Here is a 15,908-nt window from a genome sequence, read left to right as displayed (position 1 = left end):
TTCGCTGCTTTACAGCGCCAATTGATAAAACCGTGTGTCTACTGCCATAATCGGAAAATTAGGCGGTAAATCCACTTTATCGATTTGCTGAAATTGATTTTTCTCATAAAACCGATGAGCTGCTAAAAACTTCTCTGTTGTGCCAAGGTAGATCTCACGCAATCCTTGCTGCTTGGCCCAAGCATGCAGATGATCAAGTAGCGCCTGCGCAACGCCGACGGCCTTGCCTCTGGCTTCCTTTTGTACAAACATCTTCCGCAAAGCGCCTTGTCCCTGCCCAATATCGATCAAAGCAATCGTGCCAATCACCTGTTCTTCGTGCAAGGCGATCCAAAAACCGCCTTTGTTTTGTTGATATACCTCCGGAACATTTTCTAAATCAGGCTGATCAGCCCGACTAATGGGGATCTGATACTCCTTTTGCTGAATCGCCAAAATTAACGCAATGATTCTTTCTTTATAAATTGCTTCATAAGGTACTATAACAAATTTATTCATAAAAATCGCTCCCTTTACTAAGAACTATTCTTTACCACATTTCAACTGCAGCCAATCGACTTCAATGTTTTGGCGCATTCTCGCCAAAAGAAGACAAACCAGTTCTTCTTCAGCCTTAGTAAAACCGTTAAAGCAGCTAGCAATATGCTGATTTTCCTCGGCCATAATCAAAGGATAGTTTTTTAGCGCAGCTTCGCTCGGATACAAATGCCAAATCCGCTTATCCTGATCATCGCGCCGTCTTTCAACATAGCCTTCTTTCATTAATTTTTGTACGGCTTTTGTCGTCGTTGCTTTATCGACTTTTAAGATCTGCGATAATTCCGCAAAGTGAATGCCCGGATTTTCGCAGATACGTGTTAAAAACACGAATTGACCTCGTTGTAAATTCAAATCACGAAAACGAATATCGCTAATTGACTGAATGCACCGTGCTAACGCGCCTACTTCCCGTAAAACAGGACTGTCTAGTTTGACCATAGTAGCCCTCCTTTTAGGCTTTATTTTATAACAAAGTAGTTGAAATTTCAACTACTTTGTTATAAAAAAAACTGCCTCACTAACTTGCAGCGTGACAGAAATGCCAAAGTAACCCTACTTAAATTCCTTCACCATCCAAACCGCTGAATGATTCAAGGTGCGGCAGCCGATTTAGATCATAGGGAGTGGCTTGATATACATAATAATTCAGCCAGTTCGCAAAAAGCAAGTTTGCCGCACTGCGCCAACGCACAATCGGTTCCTGCGTCGGATCATCGCCAGGATAATAATTGGCAGGCACCTGAATGGAAAGGCCTTGTGTAATATCACGATCATATTCGGCCTTTAAGGTCAACGGATCATACTCCGAATGGCCCGTAATAAATAAACGGCGATAGGTTTTGTCAATTACAGCATAAACACCCGCTTCGTCTGATTCAGACAGAATCGAGAGCTGCGGAACCTTTAGAATATCTTCTTTGCGCACTTCCGTATGTCGGGAATGAGGTACATAAAAAATATCATCAAAACCGCGAAACAACATTTTTTCTTTTTGATTGACCTTATGCGGAAAAACGCCGAAAAGCTTCTGGTCTAACAAGTATTTAGGAATCCCATAATGGTAGTATAGGGCAGCCTGAGCTCCCCAGCAAACATGGAGCGTTGTATAGACATTGCGTTTGCTCCACTCCATAATTTTGCAAAGTTCCTCCCAGTATTCTACTGATTCAAAGGGAATTTGTTCCACAGGAGCTCCGGTAATAATCATGCCATCATACTTACGATGCTGGATCGACTCAAAGGTCTCATAGAATTTGACAAGATGCTCATGGGGTGTATTGCGTGGTTCGTAAGTCGCTGTATATAAAAAGTCAAATTCAACTTGCAGCGGCGTATTGCCTAGTAAGCGCAAAAATTGAGTTTCTGTAACGATCTTCGTTGGCATAAGATTGAGCAGCAAAATCTTTAACGGACGAATATCCTGACTATAGGCTCGATCTTCATCCATAGCAAAAATATTTTCTTTTTCTAAAATGGGGACAGCCGGCAAATTATTAGGTATTTTTATTGGCACAGTTCTCGCTCCCTTCTGCTACGTTACACCTGCGGATATCCAAAAGGCTTTATCTGCCAGTTAAGCAAATAAAGCCTTTTGGATTTTTATTTTATTCGACGAGAACCTACGATCTCCTGCTACCCTCTATTTTGCTTATACGGGCATTTGAAAAGCTTTAGGAATTACAGCAAAAGCAACTTCTTCTAAGCCAATTCGCTCAATCATAGCGCCAAGTCGCTCTTTGTCACGACCATAGCGGCGATAATAATCCAAAATGGCTTGAATGACTTCAGGAACCTCTTCGCCCGGCAAATTTAAAGCAATCACTTTGCCTGCCTGAACTCGGTTTCCCGCTTGACCGCCAATCGCCAGCATAAAGCCTTTGGGCGCCCCAAACAAGCCAATATCTTTTACTAGAGGCTCGGAACAGCAATTAGAACAGCCACTAAGACCAATGCGAATCTTAGCTGGCGTAGGCTGTCCAAAAAATCGTTCATCCAATGCCAAGCCTAACGTCATTGTTTCTTGCTGCCCTCGCGGGCAAGAAGGTTTTCCTGTACACATGGCAATCGCCCGAACCGCTTTAGCCATAAAAGATTCTAAGGGCATCTTTAATTCCTCCACAGCAGCTTCGCGATCCTGAGGATCGATCCCGCTTAATACAATCGTACTGGCTGTTAAGCGCAGTGAAGCACCGTATTTTTCAGCTATGCCAACTACGTGCTTCATTTGTTCTGCCGTAATTCGCCCGCCTGGCAAATGCGGCGCCAAGGAAATCTTGCGATTCATAATCTAACCGCCTCCGCTACTTCGTATCCCCAAGGAAACTTTTTGTAGTCAGTATAGCAAATTTAGCTATCTTTGACCGTGATATATATCACAATCCGTCACACCCCTGGCAATGGCTCTGGCAAAAGCATCCTGCTGCTGAGCTTCCCGTAATAATACCTCATCTTGTGGGTTGGAAATAAAGGCAAGTTCAACAAGGCAGGCGGGCATTGCTGTATTTGTCAGTACATATAAGCCATTTTCGCCAGGAGTCGCTTCCTTCATCCCACGATCAACTAAGGGTAACGCAGCTAGAATTTCTCTTTTTATACAATCGCCAAGCTGCTCTCCGCCCAACGAACCGCTGCAGTACCACACTTCCGTCCCTGTCGCCGCCGTACTTTCGGCGCTATTGCAATGAATACTGATAAAAAAATCAGACTGCCAGTCATTCGCTGCCATGACGATGGCGCTTAGATCATCAAGTTGTAATACTGTCACCTCACAGTCAGCTGCTCTGAGATAAGTAGCAGCACCTTCGCCTACCGCTAAAGCTACGTCACATTCGCGCAGCCCTGTAACAGCATTGACGGCCCCTGGATCAGGGTTACCATCTGGAGCATGGCCTGGATTAATAAAAATACGCATCTTGCTTCGCCTCCTACTCTTGTCATTCTTTAATATCTATTTTTGAAAGAGGTCCAAAAGAATTTCAACAAAAAAATAAAACTGCCTTACGAATACGAATCGTAAGGCAGCTGCAACTCAATAAAATTATAGTTGGTAAGGCTTCATTTCCGCCGCTACAGAAAACTCAGCTTCTGTACAAGCTTTTATTTCATCAACCGTAACACCCTCGGCTAGTTCTACAAGCAACAGGCCTGCGTCCGTTACTTCAAACACGCATTTTTCCGTAATAATCTTAGATACGCAGCCTTTCCCCGTCAAAGGCAAAGTGCATTTTTTCAAAATCTTCGGCGATCCTTTTACAGTATGAATCATCGTAACAATAACTTTTTTGGCTCCTGTTACAAGATCCATGGCCCCCCCCATACCCGGGCTCCATTTGCCAGGCGCCACCGGCGTTGCCCAGTTGGCAATACTTCCTTCCTGGTCCACTTCTAACGCGCCTAAGATCGTCGTTCCTACATGGCCGCCACGAATAATACAAAAAGATGTAGCAAGATCAAAACAAGAAGAACCTGGTATCATTGTGATAGGCAAGCCGCCGGCGTTGCCTACATCAGAATCTTCTTCGCCTAATTTCGGCGCACCGCCAAAAACCAACGCGCCATTTTCCGATTCGAGCAGCACTTCCACGCCTTCAGGGATATAGTTTGCCACTGCTGTCGGAATACCAAAACCGAGATTAACCACTTCACCGTTTGATAATTCTTTTGCCGCTCTGCGCGCAATCATTTCTTTCCCGTCCATGATTTTAGCCTCCTCAAAAATAGGGTTCCGATTCTATGTTATTTCGCTTAACGAAGCTGACCTGTCCGCGACCATAAGTCACGGAAAGTAGTCGCTTGTTCCTCTAATGTTTTGCCTTGTACTACGGCGTGAACAAAGACAGCAGGAGTGCCGACACATTGTGGATCAAGCTTTCCGACAGGAACAATTTCATTGACTTCCGCTACTGTATAATCAGCTGCCATCGCGACAGTTGGATTCGTATTAATCGCAGCATAACGATACTGCACATTTCCCCATAAGTCCGCTTTATAGCCTTTGATAAAAGCCATATCAGCCCGTAAGGGTTTTTCTAAAATATACTCTTTGCCATCAACGACAATCTTTTCTTTGCCTTCTTCTACTAAAGAACCAAGGCCAGTACGAGTCAATACGCCACCAAGACCAGCGCCGCCAGCCCGAACTTTTTCAATCCAGCTGCCCATAGGATAATATTCAATATCAAGATTGCCATTTTTCAAAGCGCTGACTGCTTCTGGCGAAGTACCAGCATGAGCACAAATAAATTTTTTCACCTGTCCATTGCTAAAGAGCGGCGCTAAATCAAATTTACCGCCAGGATAGGTTGCCACTACCGACATAATGGTAAGATTTTTTACACCTTTGTCAGCAATTTTTTGGATGCAAGTTAAGGGAGCTCCTACACCACAGAAACCGCCAAATAAAAGAGTCATTCCATCTTGAACTTTGTCAATCACTTGATCTAGATCTGTTACCTTATTCATAGCTACACTCCTCCCAAAATAACATTCCTTCTATCGCAAAAACCTGGCCAGGCTTTTCGCTTCAAACAAAAAGATCGATAGACCGAGCAGATAAAACCTGCACTTATCTATCGATCGTAAATGAGCTAGTGGATTAAACTTGCAATTCATTTATCGAGAAAAATTATTTCTTAATTCATAGTTGCTCTTTAGTTATATTTTAGATGATTTTCATTATTCCGTCAATATTGTTAAAGTCTGTTATTTTATCATGACAGGCCTTCTCGACCCGTTTAGCCCATTGATGAAGGTTTTCGTCAAAAATTGCTATGAGAGTTTTATCGCTGATCTCCTTTCACAGCAAGAAAAGCTAAAAACTTTTCTGTCAGAAGTGGATCAAACTGCTGTCCGCCCGCAGCGGCAATCTGCAAAATCGCCTCTTGTTTACTCAAAGCCATTTGGTACGGCCGGTCGTGAGTCATAATATCAAACACATCTACCAGTGAAAAAATCCGATCAAGTAAGGGAATCTCTTCTCCTTTCAGTCCATAAGGATAGCCGGCGCCATCCCACCGCTCATGTAGCGACAGAATCAAATCAGCTACCGCCGTTTCACCGATGGACTGGGCCATACGATAGCCAACATCACTATGAACTTTCACAATCGCCCACTCACTTTTACTTAAAGCGCTAGGCTTTCCTAGAATTTCCGAAGGGATAGCCACTTTCCCAATATCATGGAGTCTCGCCAAAAGTTTAAGCTGCTTTACCGCCTCACTGCGCAAACTGAAATTTAAAAATCTGGCAAAAGCAACGACTTGCTCGCCAACACGTTCATTATGTCCTTGATTTTCAAAACACCGTTCGTAAAGCCGCGCTTCGAGCGTAGCGACCATTTTTTTGCGTACAGTTTGGCCTCGTTGTACCTTATCACTATACATTCGACTTTCCGCTACGTTAAAAAGCTCAATGATTTGACCAAGCGGCGTTTCTTTCGTTGCCGCTCCGACAGCAGCGCTTAAGGGAACGACACAGTGATTGATTGCCAGACAGCCTTCGCGAATACTTTGACAAAGATGAGCACAAGCCATTTCGCCAGTTTGTGGCAAAAGCAGCAAAAACTCATCGCCGCCCCAGCGAGCAATAATATCACGAGGACGACAAAGACTGCGCAATAGGTCAGCCATAGCCAAAAGCAGATTATCGCCCTCTTGATGACCAAACACATCATTGGCCAATTTCAGCCCATTCATATCAATCACTATAATACTGACAGGCAGGGCTTCACTTTTTTCTAACTCAGGCAACGCTTCTTCTATATAAGCTCGATTATAAAGATTGGTCAATTTATCATGATAGCTCAAAAAAGAAATTTTTTGCTGCGCTGCAACTTCTTCCGTAACATCCGTTAGAATCAGCATAACGGTTGCCGCTTCTTCCTCATCGCTACTAGCAAGATACTTACACTCCACGCGAATGGTCTGCTGCTCCCGTTCTAACAAAAAGGGGAAATAGGCCAGACTTTCTTGCATTTTTGCGCTATCTTGCGTTATAAAAAAGCTCTGGAAAATTTGTTCCAACATTTCGTCGCCAAAAGGAGTTCGCTCTGATAGCAACTCGATAATACGCAGTCCCGCAATCTTCCGACCGAAGAGCCGCTCACATTCCGCACTATACTGAGGTTGAATTCGTAGATCCGCGCCAAAAGTCAAAAAGCCTTGGTTGGCATTATCCAATAAATTCTGCATTTCCCGCTGGCTACGCTGCAAGGCCTTTCCTTGCATATCACTAATTCGAAAAACCTTTCGAGTCAATTTCAGTAGACGATCATACTGACCTGTAAGCAGTCGATATCTTTCTAGCAGTGAATTCCCCCGATATTGCTCTGCTGCTAAATCAGCCATAGCTCCTTGTAATACCTGCTCTTCTGCTCCGAACAGTTGCTTATCGCAATCCCTCTCTGCCATAATTTCACCGCCTAATCTACATAATCTATCGAATCGAAAGAAAAGCCTATTACCGTAATATCATCACGCTGCGGCTGCCCCTGTGAATATTCAGCGAGAGCCTGAACAATAGCAGCTTTTTGTTCATCTATCGATTTCTCAGCTAGTGATGTAAGGAGTTGAACAAAACGTCTCTTGCCAAAAGAAAAGTCTTGTTTCCCGCCATTTTGGTCAAGGTAACCGTCTGTCGTCAAATAAAAGCGGTCGCCAGGCAAAATATCCCAACTATGTACTGTAAACGGAAAATCTTCCCGAGCTCGTTCATAGCCTAAACTTTGTCGATCTCCCTGCAAAGTTTGCACTTCTCCCCGACGATAAATATAGAGTGGCAAATGAGCTCCCGAAAACAGCAGCTTTTTGCCTGCTTCAATATAGCATAAAGCCATATCAAGACCGTCATCTGTCATTTTATTTTGTTTATTACGATGTAAAATTTCTCGCATGCGTTGATTTACCTGTTGCAAAATCAGCGCCGGGTTGATATTGTCCTGCTGCTGCGCTAGTTGAGTCAGAACAGAATTAACGGCCATTGTCATAAAGGCCCCCGGTACGCCATGGCCGGTACAATCAGCAATAGCAACGAGACTGCGCTTCGCATCAATCTGGCGAACCCAGTAAAAGTCACCGCCGACGAGATCACGTGGTTGCCACAAAATAAAATAATCTTTCAGCACTGTCTGTAATTCATCGGGCCGTGCCAAAATAGACTCTTGCAGTCGTTTCGCATAATCAATGCTGTCAAGGATCTTGGTATTTTGCTCCGATATTTCTTCCGTACGGTCGGCAATTTCCTGCTCCATAAGCTCTGTTAATGCGATAGCCCGCTTCAGTGGATCGGCTATTTTATGAGCCACAATATAAAATAAAAGAATCATGACCAACAGCGCCACACAGCTCGCGATGGCTCCATTCCATTTGATCGTATTTAAAAAGCCGATACTTTCTTCACGTGGTACTTGATACACAATGAGCCATTGGCCTGACTGAATTGCTTCACAAACAAGATCCGTAATTTGGCCATAACTATCTTGATAATCGAGAGCTCGTACTCTATCCTCATGCTGTAAAAGTTGCGCTAATATCTCAGGCGGTATAAAGTCATTTAAATAATAACCGTTTTGCTCAGCTTGATCGGAAAGCAGAATCTTTCCCTGGCGATCAATCAACCAGAGTCTTCCGGCGCTGCCTTCTTTATATTTTTGAAATTCAGCGGCAATATACTGGATACTAAGACCAACGCCAGCTACGCCGAGCGGCGAAGTTGCTTCACCGATCAGAGCATTTACAAACACAAAAGTTTCCTGGCGACCAATATTATAGTCAATATTCAAAGAAACAGGCTGCTGCGATTGCAACGCATCATAAAACCAGCGCGAATCAGGATCGTGAGGTTTCATAATTTGAAGCATTCTGTGTCGCTCCGCCCAATATTGTCCGGTTTGGCGACTCACAATAAACGAGTTAGCGTAATCATAGCGGCTGGCTATATCATCAAGCTTTTGCTTACTATACTCGCCAAGTTGTTCGTTGCGTTCCGCGTCAACAAGCCAAGCCATAACCGCAGGGTCTTGGGCTAACAGTCTCGCTGTTTCTTTAGCCCGCTCCAAGCGGTCATCGACCTTACTGGCAATCGATTCGGCAATATAAATAAGATCGCGATTCTTTAGCTTATCTACAACGGCGCTACGTGTAACAAAATAACTAATACTCCCTGTCAACGTTACAGCAAGGACGAGAATAGCACAAGCCAGAAAAACGATTTTCATCGTGCCTCGATCATAGAATAAATTCTGTCTATTCATTGCTTTCCATAAGAGCGCAAATTTCAAAAGGCAACTCTAAATCTTCCTTAAATTCTTCAGCACATTCTAAAGCTGTATCATTATCCTGGTCATAATACCACTTTACTAAAACTTTACCACCAGCTTCATGGGCAGCCTCCATCTTATCAAGGAGCATCATGATGCATTTTGCACTGCTTGTATTGATATAAGGCATATGAAAATAAATTTCCAGCACCATTCGCTCTTGGCTCGTGCTTAAATAATTCTCTAGCCACTTAAATATTGGTTCGTAAAATTTGAAAGCATTCTCCGGGTAAGACTGTCCCTCAATGCGCAACAAAGATTTCTCCTGATCAAAATAAATCTTCGGTGTTGATTTGGTTTGTTCCACATATAACTCTTCCATTTTAATCCTCCTAGACCTGTACCTTTAACGTAAAAAAGGAAAGTTGGTCATCGTGGGGCACAATCGAATAGTGAAGCGGCTTGCTGGCTTTGCGTGCCATATCAATTAGCCCCAGCCCCGCCCCTGCGGTTTGATCTCCTATGTCCCGCCTCAGTTGTTCTTTATACAATCGTTTTAGACCCGCCTTATCTAAACCAGCTAACTCATCTAGCCGCTTTGTCAACGACGCCACATCAGAAGCTGCTACTAAATTACCAGAAGATACAAAATAGCCCGCTTCATTTCTGCCAATCGCTACAATCCCTGAATTATCGATCCGATCACCTAAAGGATTTCCTTCATGCCTTGATCCATAATTTCTAATATTTTGGGTCTGCTCGATAAAGACAGAGAACACATTGTAAGTGGCATTTTGCGAGGTTGCTTCTGTATCCAAATAGTTTTTCACCGCCTCACCGAGTTCTTCAATAATCGCCTGTGTAAAGCGGCCTGAAAAGCTAATTAGTACACCATAATTTTGTAACAGCTTCTGTAAATCAAGCAAATTGATTTCCATGCAAAAATACCTCCTAATTTCTCATAGGCCTTAAGTACCACGATCCATTTCGACAAAGAGTTTCCGTTTCCCTCCAGCCATACCCATAAAAAGTCCCAAAAAAAGAAGCTGCCATAACATTCGCAGCTTCTTCGCCGAACAAAACATTAAGTTTTAGCAAGAACTTTCTGGGCATATTCTCGCATTTTATAGCAAAACATGGGAATGACAAGTAACGGAATCCCCACATAAAGCGATATACGCAACGTTTCATCGTAAGCGACAACGATCAAACAAGCAACTTGCGCCCAAATACCAAAGTACGTTACGTAAGGAAAGAAAGGGGTCCGGTAAAGAAGAGTTCGACTGTCTTCCCCGGAACTTTCCAGCCGCCGCCGGAAATTGAGTTGGCACCAGCAGATAGAAATCCAGGCAATCGCACCAGTAAAGCCAGATAACGCCAACATATAGGTATAAAAACTTTTCGTCGTATCAAGCGTGTAGGCAATAACAACTAACCAGCAAGCGCCGATCGATAAGAGTGCAGCATTTTTTGGCACACCATTTTTATTTGTTTTACTGAGAAAAGCCGGGGCCATGCCCTCGCGTGATAAAGCATAGATGGCCCGAATACAACCGTACAAACCGGAATTCGAACAAGATATGGCCGCAGTAAGAACAACAAAAGAAAAGATTCCTCCGGCCCAGTGCAATCCATAGGAATTGAGCGCCGCCGCAAAAACGCTTTCTTCCAAACCGGCCTTTTGCCAAGGAAAAATCGTTACAAGCAGTAGCATTGGTACAAGGTAGAGTGAAATAATTCGCCAGGAAACATTACGAATCGCTGTAGGAATACTTTTTTCAGGATGTTTGCTTTCACTTGCTGCCAAACCAATAATTTCCGATCCCTGAAAGTTCACAAGTACGATAACCATTGTAAGTAGTACCGATAAAGCGCCATTAGGCGTAAAGCCGCCATCACTCAATAAAATTGTGCTTCCTAAATAACCTTGATCACCAATAACTCCTAAAAAGATTAGCGCTGCCAGAATTACAAACATAACTAAAGCAGCAATTTTAATCAAAGCAAGCCAAAATTCGATTTCGCCGAACGAATCGACTTGCGCCAAATTAATAAAAGTAATCAAGAGACCGAAGAGAATCGCCCACCACATGGCGCTGACCTCAGGAAAATAAAAATTCATAATCATACCGCCGGCAATCATTTCCGATGGCACATAGGTTACCCAAGTCAACCAGTAAGACCACCCCACGCCACAAGCCCAAGTAGGCGAAATCAGTTCACGGGCGTAAGAAACAAAAGAGCCTGAAATTGGCATTGCCACAGACAATTCACCAAGGCACAGCATTACACAAAGCACAATCAAGCCGCCCAGTAAGTAAGATAAGAACGATGCTGGACCTGCTTGACTAATCACATAGCCTGTCCCTAAAAAATAGCCACTGCCAATAATACCGCCTAAAGCAATTAACTGGATATGACGCGACTTTAATTTGCGAAATAAGGCGCCATCGCCACTTCCTATTGTTTCCTCTTCCCGTTCTTTCACTCCCGTTACCCCCACCCTCATAAAAATAATAGTCATAAAGTTTCTTATTCTTTTATTCTGTAAAAAATACTAGATCAAGACATAGTATAACAAAAATTTCCGCGCTAGGCACACATTTTTATTCTTTTATAAAAAATTTTTATATCACTACCAAACAGCAATACTTTCATCAGTTCTAGGTTCCGTTTCGCCGCTCAGTCGACATATCAAATACGCCTTAAGGCTTCAGTTCAGAGACCTTCCTGCACCTTGATGCGTAAGGATAATACAACGGCTACTACCTACTCATAACGCAGGGCTTCAATCGGATCTAACAGCGCTGCTTTTCGCGCCGGATAAATACCGAAAAAGAGTCCGACTGCTACAGAAAAGCCAAAAGAAACAAGAATCGATACTGGCGAAATGACTGTATGGAGCGCACCGGAAGCGGAAATAGCCAAAGCAGCTAAAATACCTAACATAATCCCGATCAAACCGCCAACAACGCCAATAACGATTGATTCAATGAGAAATTGCAGCATAATATCGCGATAGGTCGCCCCAATCGCTTTCCGAATCCCAATCTCTCGTGTCCGTTCCGTTACCGATACCATCATAATATTCATAATGCCGATACCGCCCACTAATAGAGAAATGGCGGCAATGCTGCCAAGTAGCAACGTAATCATTCCTGTTGTTTCAGCTGCCGTCTGCATCAGGCTTGTCAAATTTCTCACTGTAAAGTCATCTTGCTTATCACCCGTAATTTTATGCCGTTGGTGCAATAAAGTAGTTACAGCTTCTTGCACTTGATCCATTTCCTCCATGGTAGCAACTTGAATGCTGATTGAATGAAGATAAGTAATCCCCAAAAGACGTTCTTGCGCTGTTGTCAGCGGCACCATCACAATATCATCTTGATCCTGCCCCATCGAGGACTGCCCTTTACTATCTAAAACGCCAATAACCAGAAACGGCGTATTATTAATGCGCACATTTTTACCAACAGGATTGAGATCACCGAATAAGTTCTGAGCCACCGTTGCGCCAAGCACAGCCACACGACTGCGCGAAGCAAGATCATTTTGGGAAATAAAACTGCCGCTGCCTACTGTTAAACTGCGAATTGCCATATAATCCGGCGTAATTCCCTGCACGCTTGTCGTCCAGTTCTGATTTCCCGCCACAAGCTGATACTGTCGGCTTACGGATGGAGCAATATATAAAATACCTTTGACCGTCTTCTTTAAATACTCGGAATCCTCGAAGAGTAATGTAGTACTGCTGCCAGCCGCACCACGCCCGCCGCCCTGTGATGAGGCGGCGCCAGGACTTACAATCAAAAGATTACTGCCAAGGCTAGCAATTGAATCCTGCACCTTTTCTCTAACACCAAGGCCAATGGAAACCATCGCAATTACCGCGCTTACACCGATAATAATACCGAGCATCGTCAAAACAGAGCGAAGCTTATTGGCGAGCAAGGCCCGTAAGGCAATGATAACGCTTTCTTTAAACATAGCGAGACTCCTTTACCTCATCCTTTAGGATAAAGCCGTCCTTTACGGTAATAACTCGTTTGGCATACTCAGCAATGTCCGGTTCATGCGTAACAAGAATCACTGTCTTCCCCTGCTTATGCAAATTACCAAATAGATTCATTATTTCGATACTGGAACGACTGTCAAGATTGCCTGTCGGTTCATCGGCCATAATAATACTCGGCTCATTTACCAAGGCGCGCGCAATGGCTACTCGCTGCCGTTGTCCCCCTGACAATTCGTTAGGCAGATGCTGCGTCCGTGTTGCCAGGCCTACGGCTTCCAGTAAGGCTGTCGCCCGATTTCGCCGCTCCGTTTGCGGCACTCTAGCATACACCAGCGGCAACGCAACATTTTCTAAGGCAGTCACGCGCGATAACAGATTAAAATTTTGAAAAACAAAACCAATTTGCCGATTTCTCATTCCGGCCAAAGCATCATCATCAAGTTGGGCAACTTCCTGGCCCTCCAGAATGTAAGAACCGCTGCTAGGTCGATCAAGACAACCTAGAATATTCATAAGCGTTGACTTACCAGAACCCGATGGTCCCATGATTGCTACAAATTCACCTGTTTCGATCGTCAAAGAAATGCCACCAAGAGCAGCCACTTCTTCCGTACCAATCTTATAGTACTTTTTAATATCCTGCAGCAAAATCCCCATAACGGCACCTCCCTCCACTACATGGGCGGCGGCGGACCATTATCTTTTTTCGCCGCCGAAGTCGTCGGCGATTTCGTATAGGAAACGACGAGTTGATCGCCTGCCGCTACGCCGCTTAGCACTTCCACTTTGTCACTATCCATAAGCCCAACCGTAACAAAAACATTTTCCCGCTTTCCGTCAGGTCTTAAAATAGTAACATATTGACCGTTGGCGCTTGTCTTTAAAGCCGATAGAGGTATAAGCAAAGCATCTTGCTTTTCCGCTACTTTAATATTGACGCGAGCTGTCATTTCCGTTTTTAACAGATTTTCCGGATCATCTACAGTAAGCGTCACATAATAGTAAATAACCCCGCTGGTAGCAGACGACGATGATGACGAAGAAGACGAAGCGCTAGAAGAAGAGACAGTAGTCGTACTAGTAGAAATTTGGCTAATCTGCTCTACTTTGCCGGAAAAAGTCTTATCCGTATAGGCATCTACCGTAAAAGTTGCCAACTGCCCCGCTTTCACCTTGCCAATATCAGTCTCATCAACTTTTACCTTTACTTTTTTACTTGACACATCGCCAATCATCATAATGACTGTGGGATTATTAACGCCAGCGGTAACAACCGTACCGACCGACACAGGCTCCCCTAAAACAACGCCATTCATAGGTGATAAAATCACTGTCTTATCTAAATTTGATTTTCCTTCCGCATAACTAGACATAGCTGTTTGATAATTGAGCAATGCATCTTCTAAATCAGCTTGTGATTTGGCACCGATCGAATGTAAGTATTCAGCCCGTTTATACTTGGCTGATGTATTATTCACTTGATAACGCGCCTGCTCTACCGTAGTTTCCAAAGCTCGCTCTTCTAAAATAGCTAGAACTTGCCCGGCTTTAACATAATCATTTTCCTTGACCTTAATTTCTTTTACTTGTGCCGCAATTTGCGACGTAATATCTACCGAATTAGCCGGTTTTACCGTGCCAGTTGCCGCTACCGTCGATACGATTGACCCTTGTACGACAGCGACCGTTTCTACTGGCACATTTTCTTTCTGTTTCGCATTGTGATAATAAAAAAGGCCGCCGCTTGCTGCTATAGCGAGCAAGATAAGTCCAATGAGACCTTGTTTACGCCTTATTTTCCCCCACATGATTCGGTCCCCCTTAATCAATTCCCATGGCATTTTTCAATTTGGCCACATAGGTCACATAATCGTATTGCGCCGTAATATAATTATTCTTCGCTGTTGACAGAGCCAGCTGGGCATCAATAATATCAAGCAATAAACCTTCGCCCGCCTTATACTTTTCCTCAGCAATAAAAGCATCTTCATCAGCCTTATGAATCGCCACCTGTGTTGTCTTTAAACGTTTCTCCGCTTCACTAATTCCCAGATAATATTCTTTGACAGCCAGTTCTACAGAGTCTTCTTGCTGCTCTAATTGCAGCTGCGCTGCTATAAGAGAGCTTTCGCTCTTTTTAATTTTTGCTGTTGTAATCTGCCCATCAAACAGATTCCAAGACGTGCTCACACCGACATATAAATTGCTATTATTGCTGTCAGGAATCATACTGCTGCCCCAGCTAGAAGCCACATTCAACGCAACAGACGGCTTCTTATCGGCTTTCGCAATATCAATATTTTGCCTGGCTTCGTCCACAGTAAGACGATATTTTTGTAAGTCCGGCCGATTAGCTTTAGCCGCGTCCAAACATTGCTCCAGCGTCTTATTCCAGGGAATATATTGAAAATCATCGGTTAGTACAAGACCTTCCTCACTCTTCCAACGAATTAGATTCTTCAAATTATTCATAGCAACTTGCGTATTATTTTTCGCTTTCACTAAGCTTTGCTGCGCATCAGCCAGTTCCACTTCCGAGCGAAGTACATCGGCTTTAGCGATACTGCCTGCGTAATACTGCGCCTGAGCATTTTGTAAATGCAGCCGGTAATTGTCAACCGTTTCCTGATCGACCTGCTGCACCTTTTGTGCATCTAGTACATCATAATAAGCTGACAGTGTTTTTAATACAACATCTTGACGCGTCTTGGCCAAATCCAAATCGGCGATCTTCACATCGGTTTTCGCGACTTCAATATTGCCTTCATTTTTACCGCCGCTGTAAAGCGGCAACGATACCGTTAAAGACGTAGAGCTTGGCAGAGAATGAAAATGAACTTGCTTTAAGTAAAACGTATTCGATGCGTCAACTGACAAGCCTTTCACATCTTCCGTACTTTGCAACGTATACTTTGCTTGTGTTGTTTTTTCCTGGGCTATCTTAATATCAAGATGCTTATCTAGTGCAAGTCGAACGGCATCGGCAGCGGATAAAGGCGCTCCGAAACACCCTGCACTTTGCCACAGTAAAGCAGCCCCGATCAATAAAAACAGCCTAGCGCTCTTTCTTCTTTGCTTCAATATAAAACCCCCTTGCTG

The 15,908-nt window shown here is 43.8% G+C and carries 16 protein-coding genes; all 16 read right to left on the bottom strand.

Going from position 1 to position 15,908, the window contains the following annotated elements:
* Positions 1–9: 9 nt before the first annotated feature.
* Complete coding sequence (locus AC0NJP_RS11840) at positions 10–498, bottom strand: GNAT family N-acetyltransferase (protein WP_474699918.1); 489 nt, start codon at positions 496–498, stop codon at positions 10–12.
* A gap of 24 nt (positions 499–522) precedes the next feature.
* Positions 523–978 carry a MarR family winged helix-turn-helix transcriptional regulator gene (locus tag AC0NJP_RS11835; RefSeq protein WP_474038845.1) on the bottom strand — a complete coding sequence of 152 codons (456 nt, stop codon included), beginning with the start codon at positions 976–978 and terminating at the stop codon, positions 523–525.
* 118 nt (positions 979–1,096) lie between these two features.
* Entirely contained in the window at positions 1,097–2,053 is a 957-nt protein-coding gene (metA, locus tag AC0NJP_RS11830) for a homoserine O-acetyltransferase MetA (RefSeq protein WP_474699917.1), read from the bottom strand.
* 135 nt (positions 2,054–2,188) lie between these two features.
* On the bottom strand, positions 2,189–2,824 hold the full coding sequence (locus AC0NJP_RS11825) for a nitrite reductase (protein ID WP_474699916.1): 636 nt from the start codon (positions 2,822–2,824) through the stop codon (positions 2,189–2,191).
* Positions 2,825–2,890: 66 nt separating this feature from the next.
* Complete coding sequence (locus tag AC0NJP_RS11820) at positions 2,891–3,451, bottom strand: N-acetylmuramoyl-L-alanine amidase family protein (protein WP_474699915.1); 561 nt, start codon at positions 3,449–3,451, stop codon at positions 2,891–2,893.
* Between the two features lie 126 nt (positions 3,452–3,577).
* Entirely contained in the window at positions 3,578–4,237 is a 660-nt protein-coding gene (locus AC0NJP_RS11815; RefSeq protein WP_474038849.1) for a 3-oxoacid CoA-transferase subunit B, read from the bottom strand.
* A gap of 47 nt (positions 4,238–4,284) precedes the next feature.
* Positions 4,285–5,001 (bottom strand): CoA transferase subunit A, encoded by a 717-nt coding sequence (locus AC0NJP_RS11810; RefSeq protein WP_474699914.1) that lies wholly within the window; start codon positions 4,999–5,001, stop codon positions 4,285–4,287.
* A 317-nt stretch (positions 5,002–5,318) separates the two neighbouring features.
* The gene (locus AC0NJP_RS11805) at positions 5,319–6,947 is read right to left on the bottom strand and encodes a bifunctional diguanylate cyclase/phosphohydrolase (RefSeq protein ID WP_474699913.1); all 1,629 of its coding nucleotides are present in this window, start codon (positions 6,945–6,947) and stop codon (positions 5,319–5,321) included.
* Between the two features lie 11 nt (positions 6,948–6,958).
* Positions 6,959–8,752: a SpoIIE family protein phosphatase gene (locus tag AC0NJP_RS11800; protein WP_474699912.1), complete on the bottom strand. Its 1,794-nt coding sequence runs from the start codon at positions 8,750–8,752 to the stop codon at positions 6,959–6,961.
* Positions 8,753–8,780: 28 nt separating this feature from the next.
* Complete coding sequence (locus AC0NJP_RS11795) at positions 8,781–9,176, bottom strand: DUF1987 domain-containing protein (RefSeq protein ID WP_474699911.1); 396 nt, start codon at positions 9,174–9,176, stop codon at positions 8,781–8,783.
* 10 nt (positions 9,177–9,186) lie between these two features.
* Positions 9,187–9,732 (bottom strand): SiaB family protein kinase, encoded by a 546-nt coding sequence (locus tag AC0NJP_RS11790; RefSeq protein WP_474038854.1) that lies wholly within the window; start codon positions 9,730–9,732, stop codon positions 9,187–9,189.
* Between the two features lie 146 nt (positions 9,733–9,878).
* Complete coding sequence (locus AC0NJP_RS11785) at positions 9,879–11,282, bottom strand: amino acid permease (protein ID WP_474038855.1); 1,404 nt, start codon at positions 11,280–11,282, stop codon at positions 9,879–9,881.
* Between the two features lie 281 nt (positions 11,283–11,563).
* Positions 11,564–12,781, bottom strand: coding sequence for an ABC transporter permease (locus tag AC0NJP_RS11780; protein ID WP_474038856.1), 1,218 nt, complete (start codon positions 12,779–12,781; stop codon positions 11,564–11,566).
* Positions 12,774–13,466: an ABC transporter ATP-binding protein gene (locus AC0NJP_RS11775; protein ID WP_474038857.1), complete on the bottom strand. Its 693-nt coding sequence runs from the start codon at positions 13,464–13,466 to the stop codon at positions 12,774–12,776. Before AC0NJP_RS11775 ends, AC0NJP_RS11780 begins: the two co-directional genes overlap by 8 nt.
* A gap of 17 nt (positions 13,467–13,483) precedes the next feature.
* Positions 13,484–14,617, bottom strand: coding sequence for an efflux RND transporter periplasmic adaptor subunit (locus AC0NJP_RS11770; protein ID WP_474699910.1), 1,134 nt, complete (start codon positions 14,615–14,617; stop codon positions 13,484–13,486).
* A 13-nt stretch (positions 14,618–14,630) separates the two neighbouring features.
* Entirely contained in the window at positions 14,631–15,890 is a 1,260-nt protein-coding gene (locus tag AC0NJP_RS11765; RefSeq protein ID WP_474699909.1) for a TolC family protein, read from the bottom strand.
* Positions 15,891–15,908: the final 18 nt, after the last annotated feature.

This window comes from Pelorhabdus sp. sgz311002 (genome assembly GCF_056134285.1).
This window is presented reverse-complemented; position numbering and strand designations above follow the sequence as displayed.